At 38.0% G+C, this 20,440-nt stretch carries 20 protein-coding genes (1 of these 20 cut by a window edge); 4 read left to right on the top strand and 16 right to left on the bottom strand.

Translation table 11 applies throughout. From position 1 onward, the window contains the following. From WCV66_RS04560 to speE, 3 genes are all read right to left on the bottom strand, one after another. Positions 1–398, bottom strand: partial view of a CAP domain-containing protein gene (locus WCV66_RS04560; protein ID WP_338788037.1) — the 5' portion only. The gene continues 340 nt to the left of window position 1, outside the view; 398 of the gene's 738 nt are visible here — the first part of the coding sequence; its start codon is at positions 396–398; the stop codon falls past the left edge of the window. 444 nt (positions 399–842) lie between these two features. After that, the gene (gene speB / locus WCV66_RS04555) at positions 843–1,724 is read right to left on the bottom strand and encodes an agmatinase (RefSeq protein ID WP_066338044.1); all 882 of its coding nucleotides are present in this window, start codon (positions 1,722–1,724) and stop codon (positions 843–845) included. 66 nt (positions 1,725–1,790) lie between these two features. Next, positions 1,791–2,621 carry a spermidine synthase gene (gene speE / locus WCV66_RS04550; RefSeq protein WP_066338048.1) on the bottom strand — a complete coding sequence of 277 codons (831 nt, stop codon included), beginning with the start codon at positions 2,619–2,621 and terminating at the stop codon, positions 1,791–1,793. A 546-nt stretch (positions 2,622–3,167) separates the two neighbouring features. Between speE and WCV66_RS04545 the strand changes: the two genes are divergently transcribed. Then, a complete protein-coding gene (locus WCV66_RS04545; protein WP_338788036.1) occupies positions 3,168–5,231 on the top strand; it encodes a transglycosylase domain-containing protein in 2,064 nt (687 codons plus the stop codon). Positions 5,232–5,569: 338 nt separating this feature from the next. Here WCV66_RS04545 and WCV66_RS04540 read toward each other — a convergent pair whose 3' ends face one another. Together WCV66_RS04540 and WCV66_RS04535 are read right to left on the bottom strand one after the other, a co-directional pair. After that, a complete protein-coding gene (locus WCV66_RS04540; protein ID WP_066338055.1) occupies positions 5,570–6,085 on the bottom strand; it encodes a YwhD family protein in 516 nt (171 codons plus the stop codon). Positions 6,086–6,110: 25 nt separating this feature from the next. Continuing rightward, complete coding sequence (locus tag WCV66_RS04535) at positions 6,111–6,776, bottom strand: site-2 protease family protein (protein ID WP_157094500.1); 666 nt, start codon at positions 6,774–6,776, stop codon at positions 6,111–6,113. Positions 6,777–6,963: 187 nt separating this feature from the next. On the opposite strand from WCV66_RS04535, the gene WCV66_RS04530 reads away from it, so the two are divergent. After that, the gene (locus WCV66_RS04530) at positions 6,964–7,149 is read left to right on the top strand and encodes a 2-hydroxymuconate tautomerase (RefSeq protein WP_066338058.1); all 186 of its coding nucleotides are present in this window, start codon (positions 6,964–6,966) and stop codon (positions 7,147–7,149) included. Between the two features lie 305 nt (positions 7,150–7,454). Here WCV66_RS04530 and WCV66_RS04525 read toward each other — a convergent pair whose 3' ends face one another. From WCV66_RS04525 to WCV66_RS04515, 3 genes are all read right to left on the bottom strand, one after another. Then, positions 7,455–7,976, bottom strand: a complete 522-nt coding sequence (locus WCV66_RS04525; protein WP_338788035.1) for a YwgA family protein — start codon at positions 7,974–7,976, stop codon at positions 7,455–7,457. A gap of 103 nt (positions 7,977–8,079) precedes the next feature. Continuing rightward, positions 8,080–9,378: an HD domain-containing protein gene (locus WCV66_RS04520; protein WP_066338062.1), complete on the bottom strand. Its 1,299-nt coding sequence runs from the start codon at positions 9,376–9,378 to the stop codon at positions 8,080–8,082. A gap of 165 nt (positions 9,379–9,543) precedes the next feature. After that, positions 9,544–9,768, bottom strand: a complete 225-nt coding sequence (locus WCV66_RS04515; protein WP_207979138.1) for a DUF1450 domain-containing protein — start codon at positions 9,766–9,768, stop codon at positions 9,544–9,546. 342 nt (positions 9,769–10,110) lie between these two features. On the opposite strand from WCV66_RS04515, the gene WCV66_RS04510 reads away from it, so the two are divergent. Together WCV66_RS04510 and WCV66_RS04505 are read left to right on the top strand one after the other, a co-directional pair. Next, positions 10,111–10,884, top strand: coding sequence for an RsfA family transcriptional regulator (locus WCV66_RS04510; protein ID WP_338788032.1), 774 nt, complete (start codon positions 10,111–10,113; stop codon positions 10,882–10,884). A gap of 178 nt (positions 10,885–11,062) precedes the next feature. Then, positions 11,063–11,878 carry an EcsC family protein gene (locus WCV66_RS04505; protein ID WP_338788030.1) on the top strand — a complete coding sequence of 272 codons (816 nt, stop codon included), beginning with the start codon at positions 11,063–11,065 and terminating at the stop codon, positions 11,876–11,878. A gap of 85 nt (positions 11,879–11,963) precedes the next feature. Here WCV66_RS04505 and WCV66_RS04500 read toward each other — a convergent pair whose 3' ends face one another. The 8 genes from WCV66_RS04500 to WCV66_RS04465 form a co-directional block, all read right to left on the bottom strand. Then, entirely contained in the window at positions 11,964–13,028 is a 1,065-nt protein-coding gene (locus WCV66_RS04500) for a Gfo/Idh/MocA family oxidoreductase (RefSeq protein ID WP_338788028.1), read from the bottom strand. Positions 13,029–13,049: 21 nt separating this feature from the next. Beyond that, a complete protein-coding gene (locus tag WCV66_RS04495; protein ID WP_338788027.1) occupies positions 13,050–13,916 on the bottom strand; it encodes a sugar phosphate isomerase/epimerase family protein in 867 nt (288 codons plus the stop codon). A 34-nt stretch (positions 13,917–13,950) separates the two neighbouring features. Beyond that, a complete protein-coding gene (locus WCV66_RS04490; RefSeq protein ID WP_338788026.1) occupies positions 13,951–14,943 on the bottom strand; it encodes a Gfo/Idh/MocA family oxidoreductase in 993 nt (330 codons plus the stop codon). Then, the gene (locus tag WCV66_RS04485; protein WP_338788025.1) at positions 14,940–15,902 is read right to left on the bottom strand and encodes a Gfo/Idh/MocA family oxidoreductase; all 963 of its coding nucleotides are present in this window, start codon (positions 15,900–15,902) and stop codon (positions 14,940–14,942) included. Before WCV66_RS04485 ends, WCV66_RS04490 begins: the two co-directional genes overlap by 4 nt. A gap of 39 nt (positions 15,903–15,941) precedes the next feature. Beyond that, positions 15,942–17,318 (bottom strand): alpha-L-fucosidase, encoded by a 1,377-nt coding sequence (locus WCV66_RS04480; RefSeq protein WP_338788024.1) that lies wholly within the window; start codon positions 17,316–17,318, stop codon positions 15,942–15,944. 66 nt (positions 17,319–17,384) lie between these two features. Then, the gene (locus WCV66_RS04475) at positions 17,385–18,257 is read right to left on the bottom strand and encodes a sugar phosphate isomerase/epimerase family protein (RefSeq protein ID WP_066338081.1); all 873 of its coding nucleotides are present in this window, start codon (positions 18,255–18,257) and stop codon (positions 17,385–17,387) included. 33 nt (positions 18,258–18,290) lie between these two features. After that, positions 18,291–19,328: a family 20 glycosylhydrolase gene (locus tag WCV66_RS04470; RefSeq protein WP_338788023.1), complete on the bottom strand. Its 1,038-nt coding sequence runs from the start codon at positions 19,326–19,328 to the stop codon at positions 18,291–18,293. A 16-nt stretch (positions 19,329–19,344) separates the two neighbouring features. After that, complete coding sequence (locus WCV66_RS04465; RefSeq protein WP_338788022.1) at positions 19,345–20,352, bottom strand: asparaginase; 1,008 nt, start codon at positions 20,350–20,352, stop codon at positions 19,345–19,347. Positions 20,353–20,440: the final 88 nt, after the last annotated feature.

The following is a 20,440-nucleotide window of genomic DNA, read 5'->3' as shown; positions in this document are numbered from 1 at the left end:
TTTGTTAAGTCTACAACTTGTTGTTCATATTCACTTAATTGAGACGAAGTCTGTTCTGATTTATTTGTTTGCTCTGCTTGTGATGATTGCTGCTCAGCAGGTTGTTGTTGTTGTGCTGCTGGCTGTTCAGTTGTCTGTTGTTGTTCTGCTTTATTCGTTTCTTCTATAGGTGCTTCTACTTGATTTTGCTGAGTATTTGGTTGCTTTATTTGATAGTTTTGTAGGTAGTTCTTAACTAACTGATTAATTTCTTCAAAATCTACATTACTAGAATTAGAATAGTACACCTTTGCTTGTGCATTTGTAGAAAATGAAGCTGCATCTGCCTTATTTGCTACTGGGTTTGCCATTAATAATGCTGCCCCAGCAACTACTGAAAATATCATTTTTTTGTTCAAGTTGTTCATCCTCCCTCGCAATAATTGCTTTCGGGAGATATCGTAACATGGCTTTTCTTGTAATATTTGAGGAAGGAATTAACATATCGGTTTTACTACTAATCCACTTTAGGATTATTTACGTATACTATCTCCTTAAAGTTTTGAATCTATCAGCACTTTTAATAGATTGTGGGAAAAAGAAATGATTGAATGAAGGAAAATCCTTTTTTGTAACAAAAAGGATTTTATTCCAATATTTATTTTGATTTTATACATTGACAACTTTTATAAATCTTTATGTTATTACAGATATAACTAATAGGTTACAAAAATTAATGCAATTTTTCACACCACATTTAAAAATTGCAGCCTAAAAAAGGAATCCAAGCAGATTATGCCCAGACTCCTTCTTTACTGCAGAAATTGTTATCTTCCGACAAATTCCGGGGGGTGACAGGCACCTCAACCCTTCTTCTGCACCCAGCCCAAAATCATTTCTCTTAAAATCTTACTAGCCGTATTTGCTGTTTGCTCAGAATTATCATAGATCGGTGCAACCTCTACTAAATCCGAACCAACGACACGAATATCGGATTTTGCAATTTCATGAATAGATGCTAACAATTCTTTAGAGGTAATTCCGCCTGCATCTACTGTACCTGTTCCTGGCGCGTGTGCAGGATCTAGAACATCAATGTCAATTGTGATGTATACCGGACGTCCGGCAAGTGTTGGTAACACTTCTTTTAATGGTTCTAGTACATCAAATTTAGAGATGTGCATGCCCACCTCTTTTGCCCATTGGAACTCTTCCTTCATACCTGAGCGAATCCCAAATGAATAGACATTTTTTGGTCCGATTAGATCAGCAATTTTTTTAATTGGTGTTGAATGTGATAATGGTTCACCTTCATATTCATCACGTAAATCTGTATGTGCATCCATATGAATGATCGCTAAATCTGGATATTTTTTATACATCGCCTTCATTACTGGCCAGGAAACCAAATGTTCACCGCCCATACCTAATGGGTATTTGTCGTCTGCAAGTAATTGGTCGATATATTCCTCGATCATATCGATGCTTCGTTGCGGATTTCCAAATGGGAGCGGAATGTCACCAGCATCATAATATTTTACTTCATCTAATTCTCGATCTAAATATGCACTGTATTCTTCAAGCCCAATTGATACCTCACGAATACGAGCTGGACCAAAACGAGAGCCTGGGCGGTAGCTTACTGTCCAATCCATAGGCATTCCGTAAATTACTGCTTCACTTTCTTCATAGTTAGGATGGCTCTTGATAAATACATTACCTGAATATGCTTCATCAAATCTCATTTATTTTTCCTCCTATAAAAAAGTGAGAGAACTATTCCCTCACTTAAAGTTCTTATATAATATGAATTACTTGATTAAGTCACTTACGAATTTCGGTAATACGAAGCAAGCTTTGTGTAATTCTTTTGTGTAATACTTAGTTTCAATTTCATGGAAACGTTCTTCACTTACTTCAAGTGGATCATATTTCTTTGAACCAATTGTGAATGTCCATAAACCGCTTGGGTATGTTGGGATGTTCGCAGTGTAAAGACGTGTAATCGGGAATATTTCCTTCACATCACGTTGAACGTTTGTAATTAATTCTGGTGTAAACCAAGGGTTGTCTGTTTGTGCTACGAAAACACCGTCTTCTTTAAGCGCTTTTGAAATTCCAGCATAAAATCCTTTTGTAAATAAGTTTACAGCAGGCCCCATTGGTTCAGTTGAATCTACCATAATAACATCATACTCATTTTCACTTTCAGCGATATGCATGAAGCCGTCGCCTACTTTTACTTCTACACGTGGGTCTTCTAGTTTCCCTGCAATTTCAGGAAGGAATTTTTTTGAATACTCGATGACTTTCCCATCTATATCAACAAGTGTTGCTTTCTTCACTTGAGGATGTTTCAGTACTTCACGGATAACGCCACCATCACCGCCGCCAACAACAAGAACATTTTCAGGATTAGGGTGTGTAAATAAAGGAACATGTGCAACCATTTCATGATAAACAAATTCGTCCTTTTGTGATGTCATGACCATTCCATCTAAGAAAAGCATATTTCCAAACTCTTCCGTTTCAACCATTTCTAAGTATTGAAAGTCTGTTTGCTCTGTATGTAACGTTTGTTTAATTTTTAATGTGATCCCAAAATTCTTTGTTTGTTTCTCTGTATACCATAATTCACTCATTTTATTACCATCCTTTCATCTATCAGCTCTCAACTATACATTTATCCTTTTACATTTATGTCAAACCTTAAGAGACAGAATTCATGTATTTAAGCTTGTTTTATTATTTGAAAAAAATTACAGACTTATACAACTGCTTAGTGCTCGACATCTAACCCCACTGTACTTAGTTTTCGTGTTTAGCTCCTCGATTCATGAGCGTCTTATGCTTTTTGGGGCAGATCAAGGCGCTTCCGCTTTTCTATTGAATATCCGGAAAATTTTTCATTTATATCCTTTTAAAACTATAGATGAATCTAGTAAAAAATCAAGAAAAAATTCATGACTTTTTATCAAAATGTTTAAAAATCTTTTAAAAAACTCATAATGGCTAATAGTATCTAAGTTCGGACAGCATATGAGCCAGCTCCAGCGCCTAGCCCCTCGAGTCATAAGCCACTCATGAATTGAAGGTAGAGAACACCTCCTATTCATGAGCGTCTTATTTGCCCGAGACTGAACAAGGCACGACTTGAGCTTTTCTATTTTAGATTGGAGGTGAGCAAAATGGATGTGATCACACCTAAACGAATTCGAATTACGTTAAAGACAATCCGTGCCATAACATTTATTAGTTTGCTATTATTAGTCTTTTTTTCAACAATTATTCTTAGTGTTGTTATGTATGCCAAATGGCAAGGGCCTCCCTCTTTAACAGTGCCACAATCAACGATTATTTATGCGAGTGACGGGTCAAAGATTGGGGAATTACATAATGGGCAAAAACGGTATTGGGTGCAGCTTGATGATATTTCTGAAAATGTTCTTCAAGCAACGATTGCGATCGAGGATCGAAGCTTTTACGATCATAATGGTTTTGATTTCAAACGAATTGCAGGGGCTGCTTTAGCGGATTTAAAGGCGATGGCCAAGGTTCAAGGTGCTAGTACGATTACACAGCAATATGCTCGTAATCTATTTTTAAAACACGAAAAAACCTGGCAGAGAAAAGCGATGGAAGCCTTTTACACCATACGCCTTGAGCAAAATTATAGTAAGGATGAAATTTTAGAGGGGTATTTAAATACGATTTATTATGGTCATGGAGTATACGGGATCGAAGCTGCTGCTAAATATTACTTTGGAAAGAATTCCAGTGAGTTATCTTTAGGAGAAGCCGCTATGCTTGCAGGCATCCCAAAGGGCCCCAGCCTTTATTCTCCTTACGTTAATCAAGAAAAAGCCAAAGTTAGACAAGCGATCATCTTGAAAACGATGGAAAAAGAGGGCTATATTACGGAAAAACAATTAGCCAGCGCATTAAGCGAGAGTCTTGTATATACAACAAAGGAAGATAAGGTTCAAAAAGGCATTGCACCTTATTTTCAAGATGCTGTTATGAGTACTTTAGCAGACGAATTAAATATTGACGCGCAAATGATTGAAACAAAAGGGTTAAGAATTTATACGACATTAGACTTAACAATGCAAGAAATCGCAGAGGATCTGGTGAAAAAGTCTATCGATAAGAAATCTGATATACAAGCTGGTTTTATTGCTATTGATCCAGCTACAGGTTATGTAAAAGCCTTAATTGGTGGGCGTGATTATGAAAAAAGTCCGTTCAATCGGGCAACACAGGCGAAAAGACAACCAGGCTCAACGATAAAGCCTTTATTATATTACGCAGCCATAAACAATGGGTTTACGCCATCTACAGAGATGCTGAGTGAGCCAACGACATTTTCATATGATGATGGCAAGGCTTCATATAAGCCGAGCAACTATAATGACTATTATGCGAATGACTTTATTACGTTGCTTCAAGCCATCGCTTTATCTGATAACATTTATGCTGTTAAAACTCATATGATGCTTGGGATGGAAAAGCTTGTGAAAACGGGCGAGTTATTTGGACTTAACACAAAAATTAAAAACATCCCTTCAACAGCTTTAGGAACATCTCCAGTTCGTTTAGTTGAGATCGTAAATGCTTACGGAATGCTAGAAAATGGTGGAAGAAAAATTGAGCCTACCTTTATTACAAAGGTAGAGGATGCCACCGGTGAAGTTATTTATAAATCTGATACAAAAAAGGAACAAATCCTTAATGAACAAGCTGCTTTCGTTACAACTCATATGATGACAGGAATGTTTGATACTGCTTTAAATGATTATACTTCTGTCACTGGCCATAGCATTGCTGACTCTTTAACGAGAGACTACGCCGGAAAATCTGGTACTACTTCAACAGATAGTTGGATGATTGGTTTTTCACCACAATTAGTTGCTGGGGTTTGGACTGGATATGACAAAGGAAAAACGATTGATCTCGTTCAAGAGCGGGGCTACGCAAAAGCAATCTGGGCTAAGTTCATGGAAAAAGCTTTGGACAAAGAGTCCGTTAAAGCTTTTCGTCCTCCAGATGGTACCGTGGGGGTGTACATTAATCCTGCTAGTGGAAAGCTTGCTACTGAGGATTGCCCTGTCCGAAGGCTCACTTACTTTATTGAAGGCACAGAGCCAACAGAATATTGTACAGAGCATCTCAAAACCGATGACGATAAGGTCCATGAGCACAAAAAGAAAGAAAAAGATAATTGGTATGACCTTTTTAAATGGTGGGATTGATAATTACAAAAGCGCAAGTGCCTTGATCATCGCCGTACAAACTGGAGGAGCATCGACTAAAGATAAAGGAAACACGGTAAGCGTAGCGAACCGATGTTGACTTATCGTAGGGAGATGATCTGAAGTTTGCTAGGCGATAGGCGCTGGAGCTAGATGCCGTACGCTTTTCCACAGTTCAATAATTCTATAATTTTTTAAACGATAAAAAACCCCGAACTGACCTGTTCGGGGTTTTTCATGTCCTAGTTTTATAACTGTATTCTTAGTCTACTAATTTTACCGAAGAACCACAAGAATTTACCAATTTATTCACAAAAACGTCACACTTTCGACATATTTCAGTTAGCATTTAGATCGTCTTTTAATTTTTGGTCAGAGTGTTCCCACATATGTTTATCATGCTTTTTTAAGTATCCAGCAAGGATTTCCTTTGAACGCTCATCCATATGCTCGACAATAATATGACGCTTCATTGATTTATCCATTCGATTAACATGTTCTGGAAGTGATTTATAGCCTCTTCTTATCGAACGATCAACTGTCATCTCACATGCTGCAACACCAGCGTAATATGGACCTTCTGCCTTACGATCAATCGTGACCCATACTAGCCAATAAGGCTTTCCATTAGGAACCTCTTCCTTAGTTTTAAGAAATTTAATCCCCTTTTCAACAACACTTCTTGCATGCATAGCCCCAATATCAACGAAGGCCTCTCCTTCTTCAATATCAATAAATACTGGTGATACATTATCAAGACTAAGTGCACCAACACCATAGCCTCCATGTCCATCAGTAGGGTCACTCTTTATAATATTAAAGCCAATGCTTTTCTTCTTTTTATTTTCCTCCATGTTTAAACCTCCTAAATCATTTATCCTATAATATTGGACCTAAAAGAAAGTGAAACAATTCCATCACCGCTGTTCTACCAACAGCAAAAATAGGCTGAATAATGTAACCATCAAGTGGTGTAATAACTAATATCAGAAAAATAATGATTCCATAACTCTCATATTGCGTCATTTTCGCTCTAATATTTGCAGGAGCGAGATCCTCAATAATCCGGTAACCATCTAATGGTGGAAATGGAAGTAAATTAAATATAAATAGCATCACATTAAGTGACACAAAAATGTTGAAAAAATCCTGAAGACCGTTAACATAAAATTCTGGTAGTGCGGTTACTGCATTTGTTGCTAATAGAATATACCAAATTGCAGTCCCAAGAAATGCGATCACTAAATTACTTAGAGGACCTGCAACCGAAACGAGAACACCTGCTAAACGAGGTCTTTTAAAATAGGAACGATTAACAGGTACAGGTCTTGCCCACCCAAAGCCTGCAATAAAAATCAGCAGCGTACCAAAGGGATCTAGATGTGCAAGCGGAGAAAGCGTTAATCTGCCTTGCCTTTGTGCAGTTGGATCACCAAATTTATATGCTACATAGGCATGAGCGTATTCATGAATTGTAAAAGCAATCATTAACGTAATGACGACATATGGAATCATTTCAAGTGGAAATGCTAAAAAACTATTTATACTATTTAAATTGTCCATCTCTCTCTCCTTTAGACTTTTAAAGTTCAACTTAAAGCAAATTCAATCTATTTACTACTAGCTTAACATGTTATGCAAACCATTTCGCTTAAAGTATACTATATTTACAGGCTGATTTCGTACTATTTTGATTACGATAAAGCCCATACATATGAAGGAGTGATAAACAATGCCATACGTAACAGTTAAAATGCTTGAAGGAAGAACAGACGAGCAAAAAAGAGCCTTAGTCGAAAAAGTAACTGCCGCTGTATCCGAAACAACTGGGGCACCCGCTGAAAAAATTGCTGTCTTTATCGATGAAATGAGCAAAAGCAATTATGCACTCGGTGGTAAGAGATTAAGCGACCAATAGTTAAGAAAAGCTCAAGCGCCTTGTTCAGCGACGTAGAAAAAAGAGCACTCCGTATGAGATAAAGCGAGACTTCCATCAGTGGGTTTTCTGATGGATAGCGAGACTTATCGGACTTTTACGGGCAGTTCTTTCATTTACTGCCCGTTAAGGTGCGGCAAAGGAAACACGGAGAGCGTTAGCGATTCGATGTTGACTTAGCGTATAAGGAGGGTGAAGTTCATTAGTCGCTAGGCGCTGGAGCTAGACACCCAAACTAAGTACAAAAAGTTATACTTTCTTCACTTTAAATGGAAAAGCCCGCCAACTTAATGTTTGGCGAGCTCTTCTGCAACTAAACCTCTTATATTCTCGATATATTTATACGCATCTAAAATCTCTTCTTCTGTATAACGCTGCTTACTCTTTAATGTAAATACCTTCTCTTTAACCTCTTCTTGTTCTAATCCATCAAAATATAAAACCGTTGAAACAAGTTCTAAAAATCTTGAGCTTTGCTCATTTAAATGAATCATACAACCTTCAAATGGAGGTAGATCTAGATCATAATGACCTAAAAACTCAGTTCCAGTATCTGTTAATGAATAGCGATATTGAAAATAGCCACCCTTTTTTTCATGAACTTCATTTAAGAACCCTAAGTTACAAAGTTCTTCAATTCGAAGTGTCAGCTCCTCAGAGTACGGCCCATAAAAGTGAAAGTTATATTTTTCATAAAAAGGAAGATCGATCTTTTTCGCAATATAAATCATCTTTTGTAGCTTTTTCCGACCAATGATTTCCCCAGCCGATGAGATCACCTTCATCAGCTTAGCGTGTTCTTTCATCAATGCCCCGTCATCTCCTAACTCTTTCTCTGTTTGATCGATAAAAGGTGTATTTTTTTCTAGCTCAACAATCCCAGGAAATTTCAGGATGTCGCACTTTTCAAATCTAGTTAGATAGGTTTAATAATTCTAAGATCTTTTTCTTAGCTGTTCGCTTCGTTGAAAAGTCCTCTAACAAATCTAATGGGAAATATAATTTATGATCTGTTCTTCTTTTCCCTGAAATCGCATCAACGATTTCAGATTGTCTTGATAGCTCTCTAAGATCTCCGTTTGACATTTGTAAATGGATTGGCAAGCGTTCTTCTTCCTCACCAGGTCGATAAAAATCATATGGTAGGTCTGAAGAAGAATCGACAACTAAATAATAGTCAGGATCAATCCCTGCCTTCTTAAATAAGGTGGTTAGCTCCATCAATGTCATCATCTGTACATTTGGGTTAAATTCAACATATTTAAACAACTTGCGGTTCATAAAACGTCTGCATAAATCACTTAAAATCGGATCTTCCTCATCCTGCCATGCTTGAAAATAAAACATAATAACAGATTCATCCAATTTTAAGTAGTCTTCTAATGTGAGTTCATCCTCAAACATGGAATAAAAATGGATAGGACTATGCTTAAAGGAGTAAAATTCCTGATGTAGTCGTTTTGCTCGATGAAGTATTTTTGTCAGGATCACTTCAGCACTTCTAGTAACTGGATGAAAATATACCTGCCAGTACATTTGATAGCGACTCATAATATAATCCTCAACAGCATGCATCCCGCTGCTTTTTATAACAACTTGATCTTCACGAGGGCGCATGACACGGAGAATTCTTTCCATATCAAAATGACCATAGCTAACCCCTGTATAATAGGCATCACGCTGTAAGTAATCCATGCGATCTGCATCAATCTGGCTAGATATCAAACTAACAACCTGTTTATTTTCATAGGTTTTTGCAATAACCTCTGCAACCTTCTTCGGAAAGTCTGCTCCATTTTCTTTTAAAACAGAATGAACCTCCGTATTCCCTAGGATAATCGCCTGAGTAAAGTCCTCATGATCAAGGTGAAATACCTTTTCAAAGGAATGTGAAAATGGTCCATGGCCTAAATCATGCAGAAGTGCAGCACAAAGACATAACAGTCTCTCTTCATCATCCCATTGCGGGCGCCCCTTAAAGATATCATCCACAATTCGTCTAACAATTTCATATACACCTAAAGAATGGTTAAATCGACTATGCTCTGCACCATGAAACGTTAAATAGGTTGTACCAAGCTGACGAATTCTTCTAAGTCGTTGGAATTCCTTTGTTCCGATTAGATCCCAAATGAGTTTATCACGAACATGTATATAGCGGTGAACGGGATCTTTAAATACCTTTTCTTCAGACAATTTTCCATTTTCCATTGTCTTCCCTCTTCCGTTCTGACTTGTCTCTTTATTGTATTCACTAATGGTTTAAATTCTTATTCACTTCTTCTATTATAGCGACTTCTTATTGATATTCACACCTAAAATCTTGCATAAAACGACAATAAAAAATCACCTTTGTAACGTTCAACAAGGGTGATGTTATTTTTTTAATTTTTTTTCAATTTTTTCAATAAGTTCATCTTCTGTTAGTGCTGACATAGGGCGATTGTTAACAAATGCAAAAGCTTTCTTTCTTCCTGGGCCACAGTAAGATTGACATGCTATATCAATCGAAGCTTCGGAATCTATTTTTTCCAATCTTGGCACTAATGTTTTAATGTTTGTTGCTTGGCAATCATCACAAATTCTAAATTCATTTGCCATCGAGCTACAATCCTTTCTATTACAAAGCGTCATTCCGCTCCATATTTGAAAGACCTATTAATCCTTCGTTTTCACTAAAAGGTATTTTACCGCTTATCTAATCCCAATGCAAGTAAACAAACAAAGTCAAACCTGAGATTTACCTTCCATCAATGGATAATTTCACCTCGGATAGTAGATTCTAAAGATGAAAGATATATTGTTGAATCAAATCATTACTAATTAATTTCCATAAAAAACTAGTATCCTCTTAAGAAATTTGTATAAAAACCTTCGAAATTGTCCATCCTTATTAACAGTTAATGAATTAAACCATCTATTTAAATAGGGAGTTGGAAAAAGATGAAACAAAGACAAGATGCTTGGTCTGAAGAGAATGATTTATTACTAGCTGAAACTGTTTTACGTCATGTACGGGAGGGAAGTACACAGTTAAATGCCTTTGAAGAAGTAGGTGATAAGCTGAATCGTACCTCTGCTGCATGTGGCTTCCGTTGGAACGCAGTTGTCCGACATGATTATGAAAAAGCACTTCAACTTGCTAAAAAACAACGCAAACAACGTATGAGAGCACTCGGAAAAGGACAGCCAGTCAAGAAACAGCTTCTCTATTCACCAGATTTGCCATCTATTGAAGTTGATGAGGACGAACAAGAAGAGCTTACAATGATGTCAGCTTTAGAGAGTCATATGGCCGAAGTAATGCCAGCTGATGAGGATGTAACTGCTAACTTGCCAAAACCAACACCAAAACCAGTAGCAGCACAATTTACAGGTATGAATCAACAAGCTGTATCACCTAACAGAATGACGATGGAACAAGTTATTGCATTCTTGCATTCTTATAAATCAAATAATGAGCACTCAGAGGTTCTTATGAGTGAAAATAGACGATTAAAGCGTGAAAATCAAGAGCTCACTTCACAAAACGAAGAATTAATGAAAAAGGTTGAGAGACTTGAACAAGATACTGTTACAGTCCAAGAAGACTATGAAACATTAATGAAAATCATGAACCGCGCAAGAAAACTAGTATTATTTGATGAAGACGATCGCGCATCAACCACAACATTTAAAATGGATCGTAATGGCAATCTGGAAAAAATGGCTGAATGATTTATTAAGACGTAAGGAGATCCTTCCTGCGTCTTTTTTCGTATGATCGGACTAATCATTTCAGGTTTAAAAGACCTTTTTCAGGAGAGTATAATTAAAATACGGAACCTATTAAAGGGTCAAACGTATTACAGTTATACAAGTATATATGATAAATTAATGAAAAGGTTGGTATAACGTGGAAACTAGGGATTGGTTACAAACAGAGCTACAAGCAATTGAAAAATGGGAGAAGGATCAACAGGGTCTTTGGTTTTGGGAAAAAATTGGGCGCCTTCCTTTTAAGCTATTAGATAAAGTAACTCCTGCTTTTATCCAAAAGAAAATTGGTGTTTTACTAGATGAGCTAGGATCTTTCGTTCAAACAGGTGGACAATACTTAACACAGGAAAAAGCTATTTTAGCCAAGCTACAAAAGCATTCACAAAAAGAGACAATTGAGCTTGCTGATGTTTCTTCACTTCCTTTATCTACTATGGATGCTGTTGGCCAAGAATTAAAAACAAATCGAAGCAAGCTCGCGACCATTCAAGGAGCAACAACAGGAGTAGGCGGTATTTTTACGTTAGCGGTAGATATTCCTGTCCTACTTGGTCTTTCATTAAAAACACTTCAGGAAATTGCAATCGCATATGGCTATGATCCAAAGGATCGTAATGAGCGGATTTTCATTGTAAAAAGCCTTCAATTTGCCTCAGCAGACGTTGTGGGAAAACAAGCCATTTTAAATGAATTATCAGCATTTTATCATCGCGACAAATCAACAAATAATGAAATGATTTCCCAACTACAAGGCTGGCGCGAGGTCGTTTATACATACCGTGATCAATTTGGTTGGAAAAAGCTACTGCAAATGGTGCCAATCGCTGGAATGGTATTTGGTGCACTCACAAATCGTTCCATGATCCATGACTTGGCTGAAGCAGGTATGATGCTTTATCGGAAAAGGAGAATTCTTGAAAGACTAGAGAAAGATGAGAAGAGCACCACCTAGTTTCGAGCTTTATCCAAAACCGCTTCAAAAAACGGACACCTGTTTTTTGAAGCGGTTAAAGTCAATTATGTTCTGGCTTCACCTTCTATTCGAAATAAATCTCCTTCCCTTTTTGGCTAGATTCATACACCCCAACTAATATTTTCATCATTTCTACGCCGTCTTGAACGGGGCTGATTGTTTCTGCTTCACCTTTGACACAAGATATAAAATGATCAATTTCATTTTGAAATCCTTTATGAAAATCAAATGATAATGAATCAATTTGTGGTGTAGAATTTATTATCGTATTATTCTTTTCTGTTACAATTTGAAGTTGTGGTTCGATTTCTGCACCACCTTTGTCACCAAATACGTTAACAGCGATTGATTCTTCCTTTGCATGGAGTGTAAAACTTACATCGACCATTAAAGAAGCTCCATTTTCAAATCGGATGATTGCATTAGCTAAGTCCTCAACTGTATTCTTGTCAGGCTCATAATCTGCTGCTTTATAGAAAGATTTGTTTTCAACATTTGCGCGGTTACCTAGCTTATTGTATGTATTTCCACTGATTGATTTAACTTTCGGTTTCCCCATTAAATACCAGCACAGATCAATAACGTGAACACCTAGATCGATTAATGGCCCACCACCTGATCTTTCCTTATCAGCAAACCACCCCCCAGGATTACCTAAAGCTCGGATGCAGGATGCTTTTGCATAATAAATTTCGCCAAGGTCACCTGAATCAATGAAACTCTTTAATACTTGAGTATTTGTGCCAAAGCGACGAACGAAGCCAACCTGAAGTATTTTCCCTTCATTTTCATTTACAGCCTTTTCTATTTCGTACGCTTCTTCCACTGTTTTACATAACGGTTTTTCAACTAACACATGTTTCCCTGCATTTAAAGCAGCAATTGAAATTTCCGCATGTGAGTTATTCCATGTACAGATACTGACAGCATCAATCTCTGAATCTGCTAGTAATTCCTGATAGTTTTTATAATGTTTTTTAGCACCATATTTCTCTGCTTTTTCTTGTGCTCTTTGTTCATTAAGATCACAAACAGCATAGATTTCAACACCGTTATTATTTTTATAGGATTCAAAATGCATTTCAGAAATAGAGCCTGCCCCAATTACACCTACTTTTATTTTCCCCATTTTTTGTTATCTCCTTTTCTTTTAAAGTTCTTCCCAAATTCTTTTGACATTATCTAAACCTATTTTAGATCCTTGTCTACATTCTTCTAAACCCTCAAATTCGATGGAAATGTACCCATCATAGCCAGATTGTTTTATTACGTTCAGTACATCATATAAATGAATATCACCGTGACCGGTAATTGCGCCTCTTAAATAATTACCTGAAGCAGTTTGGAACCAGCCTTCACCAGGATGATAGGAAGAAGCTTGTCGATAATAAAAGTCTTTCGTATGAACCATTGATGCATAGGCTATATTTTTCTTTACAGCTGCAACTGGATCTTCGTCCACACAAAGGAAATTCCCTGTATCCAGTGTCGTTTTAAAATTTGCTCTAGCTACACTCTCGATTAATCTCTGTATCCTCTCACTTGCCTGAACATAGAAGCCGTGATTTTCCACACTTGTCACAATGTCGTATTGTGCTGCATAATCAGCTATTCTTTGGCAAGCTTCTGTTAATCTTGGTAAATCTAGTTCGAACTGTTTAATAGATGCTTCGTGAGGGGGCTTAAATGCTACATCATGCCTCATCAGCTTTACACCTAGTTGATGTGCAATATCAACTTCCTTCTTTACTCTTACAATTTCTTGTTCAAATGCTTCCCTATCACCCTTTAGAAAGTCAGCACCTATCGCATAGTTTGAAATTTCAATACCTGCTTCTTCCGTCTTTTGAAGAATCTCTTCTATTAACCATGGGTTATCCGTCAAGCTGAAACCCATCGGAACAAGCTCAATATGCTCGCCACCCTGGTCAGCCGTCCATTGAATAACATCCATAATCGACATTTCTCCTGAGTTAATTGCTCCTACTAAACTGTAGGAACTCATACCAAGCTTCATTAATAGCCCTCCATTTAACTAAATTTCACATTAACTAGTAATTCTCATTACGTTTTAAAAGAACCGTTTCTTTTAATTCGTTAGATTGATAGGCAGCTTTCACAACTTCCAACGTTCTGAGGCCGTCATTTCCGGTTATTAAAGGTTTACTCTTTGACTTAACACAGAAAATAAAATCATTGACCAAGCCCTCATCCATATCCTCTGACCATGGATGCTGCTGGATTTTCCCGGCATGATCATTGTAGAGTAAAGAATGCTGTTTAAATGCATCAACGGATAAAGCACCCTCTGTTCCAACAATCTCCATTGTGACGTCGCCCCATGTCGGAAATGTTTTTGGTCGGGACCAGCTTGGGTCAATCGATACTATGACTCCGGATTCGAGCTCTAGCATGACCAAACCGCAATCCTCGACTTCGATATCGTAAAAGAGTGTATCAAATTCTGCATATACATTTTTCACTTCATCATTTAATATCCAACGGAGCAAATCCATGATGTGAACAATATGATCTGTTGCAGATCCTCCACCCGATAATTCTTTTTCAACGAACCACCCACCAGGCATTTGTCCATGATTTGTTGCATTTACTGCAATGACTTCGCCAATTTTCCCTGATTGAATGATCTCTTTCACTTTTTGAATAGCCGGGGCAAAACGGACTGGATATGCTACTTGTAAAATAACATCATGTTCCTCACAAGCATTAATCATTTCTATAGCATCTTCGACTTCAGTAGCAATCGGTTTTTCACACAAAATTTGTTTTTTATAGCTTGCAGCTTTTAACACGTGTTCTTTATGATTCACGTTTTCAGAGCAAATGATGACGGCTATAATGTCAGTCTTTAATAATTCATCCAGTTCTGCATAAAATTCCGTCTCAAATTGCTCAGCCATCTTATTTCCCCGCTGCTTATCAGCATCCCAGATCCCAGCTAATTCAGCTTCGGGGTGCTGCACTAAGTATTTTGCATAGCTTAGTGCATGCATATGAGCAAAACTAATCATTCCTACTTTCATATGAAAACACTCCCCTTTAATGAAACAGGCTGGCCTGTGTTAGCTGACTTCCTTGCTGCTTCTGCAATTTGAATTGCTTTTAAAGCATCATCAACTACAATCATCGGTTTATTTTGTGTTTCTGCCCATGCTGCAACGTGCTCCAACTGTCGATGAAGCGCTGTCTTGGCTAAGATACTTTCTTCAAGCTTGTGCTCATGATAAGAAGGAGACAACTGAACATTGATTGGATAACTATCTTTACTGTTGTGGGTAAGCATTCCTTTATCTCCAGTAAGCTCAAAGCTTGTTTCCTTTTTTGCCTTTGCCCAAGACAATTCAATATGTGCAAATGTGTTATCTTTCAACCGAAGTGATACTAATGCATACTCAATCGGTGAACCATTCAAGCGCTCCCTTTTGACGTGTTTGGCCATGACCCGTTCAACATCACCAAATGTCCATGTCAGCCAATCAAAATCGGGTATACCCAAACCAGTAAAGATATCAATCTGTCCTCCTGGATGTGACATGCCACTTGATAATCTAATGACACCTGGTTTCCCAATATTCCCATTGCACACCTGATTTCTTGCATCCGCATATTCAGGGGAAAATCTTAGTGTATTCCCAACATAAAGATGAACATTTTTTTCTGCGCATTCCTTTACAATGGCAGATGCTTCTTCCAAGGTTGATGCTAGTGGAGATTCACAAATGATATGTAATCCTTCCCTGTACATTTGGCGGATAATATCAGTCCTATTCACTGGTAAGCAAAGATCAACTACATCGACATCTAGGGATTTTAAATCTTCAACATGTTCAACTAATTTATGTTTATATCTTTCAGAAACTTGTTCATTCTCTGTAGTCTCGATTTGAACTACGCCAACAATATTCACATTCTTAATTCTGGACCAGGCACTAAGATGATCGTTAGTTGATTTTTCACTTCCTACTACTGCTACATTTAACAATTCTTACACCTCTACCTTAGTTATTCTTAAAATGATTGGTTATGTTAACCTAAATACATGAGCGATTGGAGTATTTTCTTCGGTTTCTACTACTTTTGGCATTCTTATAGATATTCCTTCTTCCGTCTGACTAAATTCAAGATTTTCTTCTCCGCCAAGCATATCGATACGATGGACCTTTTCAGTATAAGGAATGTAAACATTTTCTTCCTTATAACGATCATCTTCGCTTTGATATAACCGGAAACAGTATGCTGTTTCACCTTTTCTTGTGTAAGCAAGTCCTTCTTTGAAATACGGTGCACAAATGCGTGTACCATAGACGGCTTCACCGTAAACTTTCAACCAAGCTCCTAGCTCTTTCATCCTTTTAATTGCTCCCTCAGGTAAGCGCCCATCAGGTTGTGGTGCAACATTTAATGCAAGATTTCCGCCTTTGGATATGATTTCAATCAACGTGTGGACAATTTCGCGAGTAGGCTTATATTTATCTTCATATTTAAAAGAAAAGGAAGTTCCCATCGTTATACAACTTTCCCATGGCACACTCATCGGACCTTCAGGAATTGTCTGTTCAGGGGTAATATAGTTTTCAAACTCCCCGCCGACTGTACGGTCAGCTGTAAGCAACCATGGCTGTATTTCACGGGCCTTTTCCACCACTTCGCCGAGGCGGATGTCCTGTTTCCCTTTACCTACCCAACCGGCATCTAACCACAACACGTCAATTCGACCATATTTGGACATTAGCTCCATTATCTGATTATGAGTAAAGTTCACAAACTTATTCCACAGCCATGGGTATTCATCTGGATCATAGGACGGGCCGCGCCACATCTCTCTGCCCCGAGCCATGCCAGGAGCCCAATAGTAAGGTGTATTCCAATCAGCCTTAGAAAAATACGCAGCTATCCCTAAGCCCTTTTCACGAAACGCATCAAAAACATGCTTGCATACATCCGCATACTTATGACTGTGAAAAGGACACTCTGATGAAGTAATACGGTAATCTGTCTCTTTCGTATCCCACATACTAAAGCCATCATGATGTTTCGTCGTGAAAATGAAATATTTAAAACCGCCCTCTGCGGCTAAATCAGCCCAAACTTCAGGTTGAAAACGAACAGGGTTAAATGTTTTATTTAGATTGAAATATTGTCGCTTAAATTCCTCGCCATCTTCTTCCCAGTCAATATCCGTGCGAGACCAATCGCCATCCTTATCACTTAGTGCCCATGATTCCACAACACCAAGCTGAGAATAAGGCCCCCAGTGCATCATCAAGGCTAGTTTTTGGTCCTTAAACCATTCAAGACGTTCCAATAACACTGGGTCTTCCGGTTTAATCCATTTCTCTTCCGCACTATAATTATGGATACCATGATTTACTTCCTTGTCTTTCGATTCAGTCGTCATTTTTCCATCCCTTTCAAGTTGCCTTTTCTATGAATATATCAATCCTAGTAAGTGCTTTTTAAGAAATTATGCTTCCTCCCAGAAACGCCTTAAATTATCCAGGCCAATTTTACAAGCTTCTCGGCATTCTTCCATTCCTTCAAATTCCAATGTGACATATCCGTCATAACCGGAATCTTTAATCAATTTCACAATTTCTCTTATTTCAATATCACCCTGTCCAACAATTGCACCTCTTAAAAAGTTACCGTTAGACGTTTTAAACCATTTTCCTGCACCTGGATCTTCATAGTAAGGTCGGAAATAAAAATCCTTAAAATGAACAAGAGATGCATATGGCAGGTTTTTCTTCACACCTATGATGGAGTTTTCATCGACACACATAAAATTTCCTACATCCAATGTTGTTTTAAAGTTAGGTCTGTCCACTGCTTGCAGTACTCGTTGGACACGATCACTATGCTGTACAGCAACGCCATGATTTTCAATTGTCGTTGTTATCCCGAATTTTGCTGCATAGTCAGCGATACGGCGGCTTCCTTCAATGATTTGCGGCAGGCTGTTCTCAAAGTATTCAATGGTCATTTTCTCAGGTGGTAATGTAAATGCAGTCACATCATGGCGCATATGTTTGATCCCCATGCGGTCTAAAAGATCTACATGTTCCTTCAACCGTGCAACCTCTGCTTCAAATTCTTCCTCCGTATCCTGAACAAAATTTGCAGGCATTGAATAGTTTGATAGTTCAATCCCAACTTCTTTTGCTTTTTCTCGTACTTTATCCGCTAGTTCCAGGTTATCTACTAAAGTAAATCCATAAGGGACAATTTCCATATGTTCTCCACCATTGTCGGCAATCCACTCGACAACATCTAAAACATCCATTTCTCCCGCTTTAATTGCATCTAGCAAACTATACGTACTTAATCCTAATTTCATCTCACATCACCTCTAATATAGTAGTTAATAGATTTACATTCTATTCGATAGCTTTTTCGTTATGACATCGAGTGTTCGATATAACTCATCGAGCTCCTCTAGTGTTTCATCACATCCGATAGGAGTAGACGTCCTATTTATAAATCTTTCAAAAGACTCTTTATTCCAGCCGTTCCATGATGTCACAAGCATACCTGGCATTTTATCTTCTGCCCCATGTTCCTGGGCCTGACGTTTACTTTCCTTTAACAAGTCTTCCGCAGCATCTGTTTTAAACCAACATGCAGGAATGACAGTAAAGCCTTTTTCAATAAAATTCCCAATCGAAGGATACGAATCCAATTTCTCATAATGCCAATCCATCATGACAATATCTTTAGGAATACGATCAATAGCTTTATGTGTACCAAACGTGTCCCCTTCCCATTGGTCATAGCCCATCTTTTCACTGTCGTTTAAGCGATCTCCCCACATAAACATTTCAACACCGCGCTCTGTTACTAAATGCTTGTACATATCATTTACGGCCTTCGCAAATAAATCAGCTCGATCCTTTCCTTTGCAGCGAGGGCAGTTATCATCTGCTATTTCATATACTTCATCCATTCCAACATGAAAGGCATCCGCACGGAAAGCATCGATAAGTTCATCCATTAGTTCAAATACGAGCTGATTAATGTCTGGATGTTCCGGACACCAGCTTCTGCAGAAGATTTCAGGCCACTCTGCATCAAAAGCCACATCCGGTGTTTCATCAAATTCAGGATACGCTTTCAGTATTGAATTAGGTGCTCCACCCCAACCTTGGTGACCAAGGCATTGGAATAATGGGATAAGCCGTATCCCATTATTTTTACACACTGCGGCTATTTCCCTTGCATCCTGCTTTGATAAAGTTCCCCCAGTGACTTCAGGATGTTTCTCAAATACAAAAGATGTATTGCATTCCAAAAGTAAATGGTTTATTCCTTTTGGGGCTAAGACCTTCTCAATAAATTCCTTAAATGGATCGACCAAGTCATGTGATCCGAATCTTAAATGAAACGCGCGTACAGGTTCTGTTACATTCACTTGTATACACTCCCCATTAAACTTCTGCTAATTTAAATACAGCTTCTTTATTCCCTACAAGCTTGTTGTTGTCGTTATATATTTCCTTTTGAGACAATTGATACAACCTTTGGATTGTATTCTTATTTTCATACTCGATTTGTTCGAGAATACTTGCAACGATTAATGGCCATTGTTCCTCAGAACCGTCCATTACTTTTAATGAAAAGCCTAATTTCTCCTCTTTTAATCCAAAGCAATAAACCCCTTGCGCCCCGCCTTTTGCAACGATATTGTCATCCATTAACAAACTTGTACATATTGCATTTGTTCCGGAAATAATATCTGGATTTTCATTCATGATGCTTGTTATTTTAACAACTGCCTCTTGAATGGATCGGTCACAAATAAGCTCTGGTCTTGCAAATCGCAAGTAGGCGTTTGCAATATACTTAAGAGGTAGCGCGTAAACAGGAACACCACACCCATCCACACCAGTCCTGATTTGTTCAACATTACACCCGGAAATACTTGAAAGAGCACGGATAATTTCCTGCTGTACTGGATGTTCCGTTTCGAAATATCCTTCCGTGCTTACACCAAGGACTTTTGCAAGGGCGATCATTCCTAGGTGCTTACCAGAACAATTATGGTATAGCTTTCTTTTAGGTTGATTTTTTTTTAAGAGTGCATCCTTTGCCTCTGGATTTAGCGGATATGTCGGGTGGCATAGCAATTCTTCTTCTGCTACCCCGGTTTTATCCAGTAATTTCTCCAGTTCATCGATATGGAATTCTTCACCTCGATGTGATGCAGCGATTAGGGATGTTTCCCGATTCGTTAGCTTGAAATGCTCCTGAATATGATGAGCAATTGCTGGAATCGCCTGAATTGGCTTTAATGCGGACCGCAAAAAAGTCCAATGCTCTGAATCTCCTACCTCGTATTTGATATTTCCCGTTGCATCAACCCCACAAATATGACCAGGGTGGATATTTTCAAGAAAGCCATTTCGATAATCATTAACAAGAACTTCATAAATCATTGTTCCACCTCCATAATCACTGTTTGTTTATCCCACATTAACGGGACGTAAAACCCCCTCTTATGGAAGTTTCACTTTATCTTGTCAC

Origin of the sequence: Metabacillus rhizosphaerae (genome assembly GCF_037201795.1) — a bacterium.
GTDB lineage: Bacteria > Bacillota > Bacilli > Bacillales > Bacillaceae > Metabacillus > Metabacillus rhizosphaerae.
The sequence above is the reverse complement of the archived record's forward strand: the minus strand, read 5'-3'. Positions and strand labels throughout refer to the sequence as shown.

Excerpts from the sequence above, each read along its gene's own strand:
- WCV66_RS04540 (WP_066338055.1), bottom strand. The coding sequence starts at position 6,085 with ATGGAGGAAAATAAAAAGAAGAAAAGCATTGGCTTTAATATTATAAAG.
- WCV66_RS04465 (WP_338788022.1), bottom strand. The coding sequence starts at position 20,352 with ATGATTTATGAAGTTCTTGTTAATGATTATCGAAATGGCTTTCTTGAA.
- WCV66_RS04500 (WP_338788028.1), bottom strand. The coding sequence starts at position 13,028 with ATGGGGAAAATAAAAGTAGGTGTAATTGGGGCAGGCTCTATTTCTGAA.
- WCV66_RS04490 (WP_338788026.1), bottom strand. The coding sequence starts at position 14,943 with ATGAAAGTAGGAATGATTAGTTTTGCTCATATGCATGCACTAAGCTAT.
- WCV66_RS04530 (WP_066338058.1), top strand. The coding sequence starts at position 6,964 with ATGCCATACGTAACAGTTAAAATGCTTGAAGGAAGAACAGACGAGCAA.
- WCV66_RS04545 (WP_338788036.1), top strand. The coding sequence starts at position 3,168 with ATGGATGTGATCACACCTAAACGAATTCGAATTACGTTAAAGACAATC.
- WCV66_RS04520 (WP_066338062.1), bottom strand. The coding sequence starts at position 9,378 with ATGGAAAATGGAAAATTGTCTGAAGAAAAGGTATTTAAAGATCCCGTT.
- speE (WP_066338048.1), bottom strand. The coding sequence starts at position 2,621 with ATGAGTGAATTATGGTATACAGAGAAACAAACAAAGAATTTTGGGATC.
- WCV66_RS04475 (WP_066338081.1), bottom strand. The coding sequence starts at position 18,257 with ATGAAATTAGGATTAAGTACGTATAGTTTGCTAGATGCAATTAAAGCG.
- WCV66_RS04480 (WP_338788024.1), bottom strand. The coding sequence starts at position 17,318 with ATGACGACTGAATCGAAAGACAAGGAAGTAAATCATGGTATCCATAAT.
- WCV66_RS04510 (WP_338788032.1), top strand. The coding sequence starts at position 10,111 with ATGAAACAAAGACAAGATGCTTGGTCTGAAGAGAATGATTTATTACTA.
- speB (WP_066338044.1), bottom strand. The coding sequence starts at position 1,724 with ATGAGATTTGATGAAGCATATTCAGGTAATGTATTTATCAAGAGCCAT.
- WCV66_RS04515 (WP_207979138.1), bottom strand. The coding sequence starts at position 9,768 with ATGGCAAATGAATTTAGAATTTGTGATGATTGCCAAGCAACAAACATT.
- WCV66_RS04495 (WP_338788027.1), bottom strand. The coding sequence starts at position 13,916 with ATGAAGCTTGGTATGAGTTCCTACAGTTTAGTAGGAGCAATTAACTCA.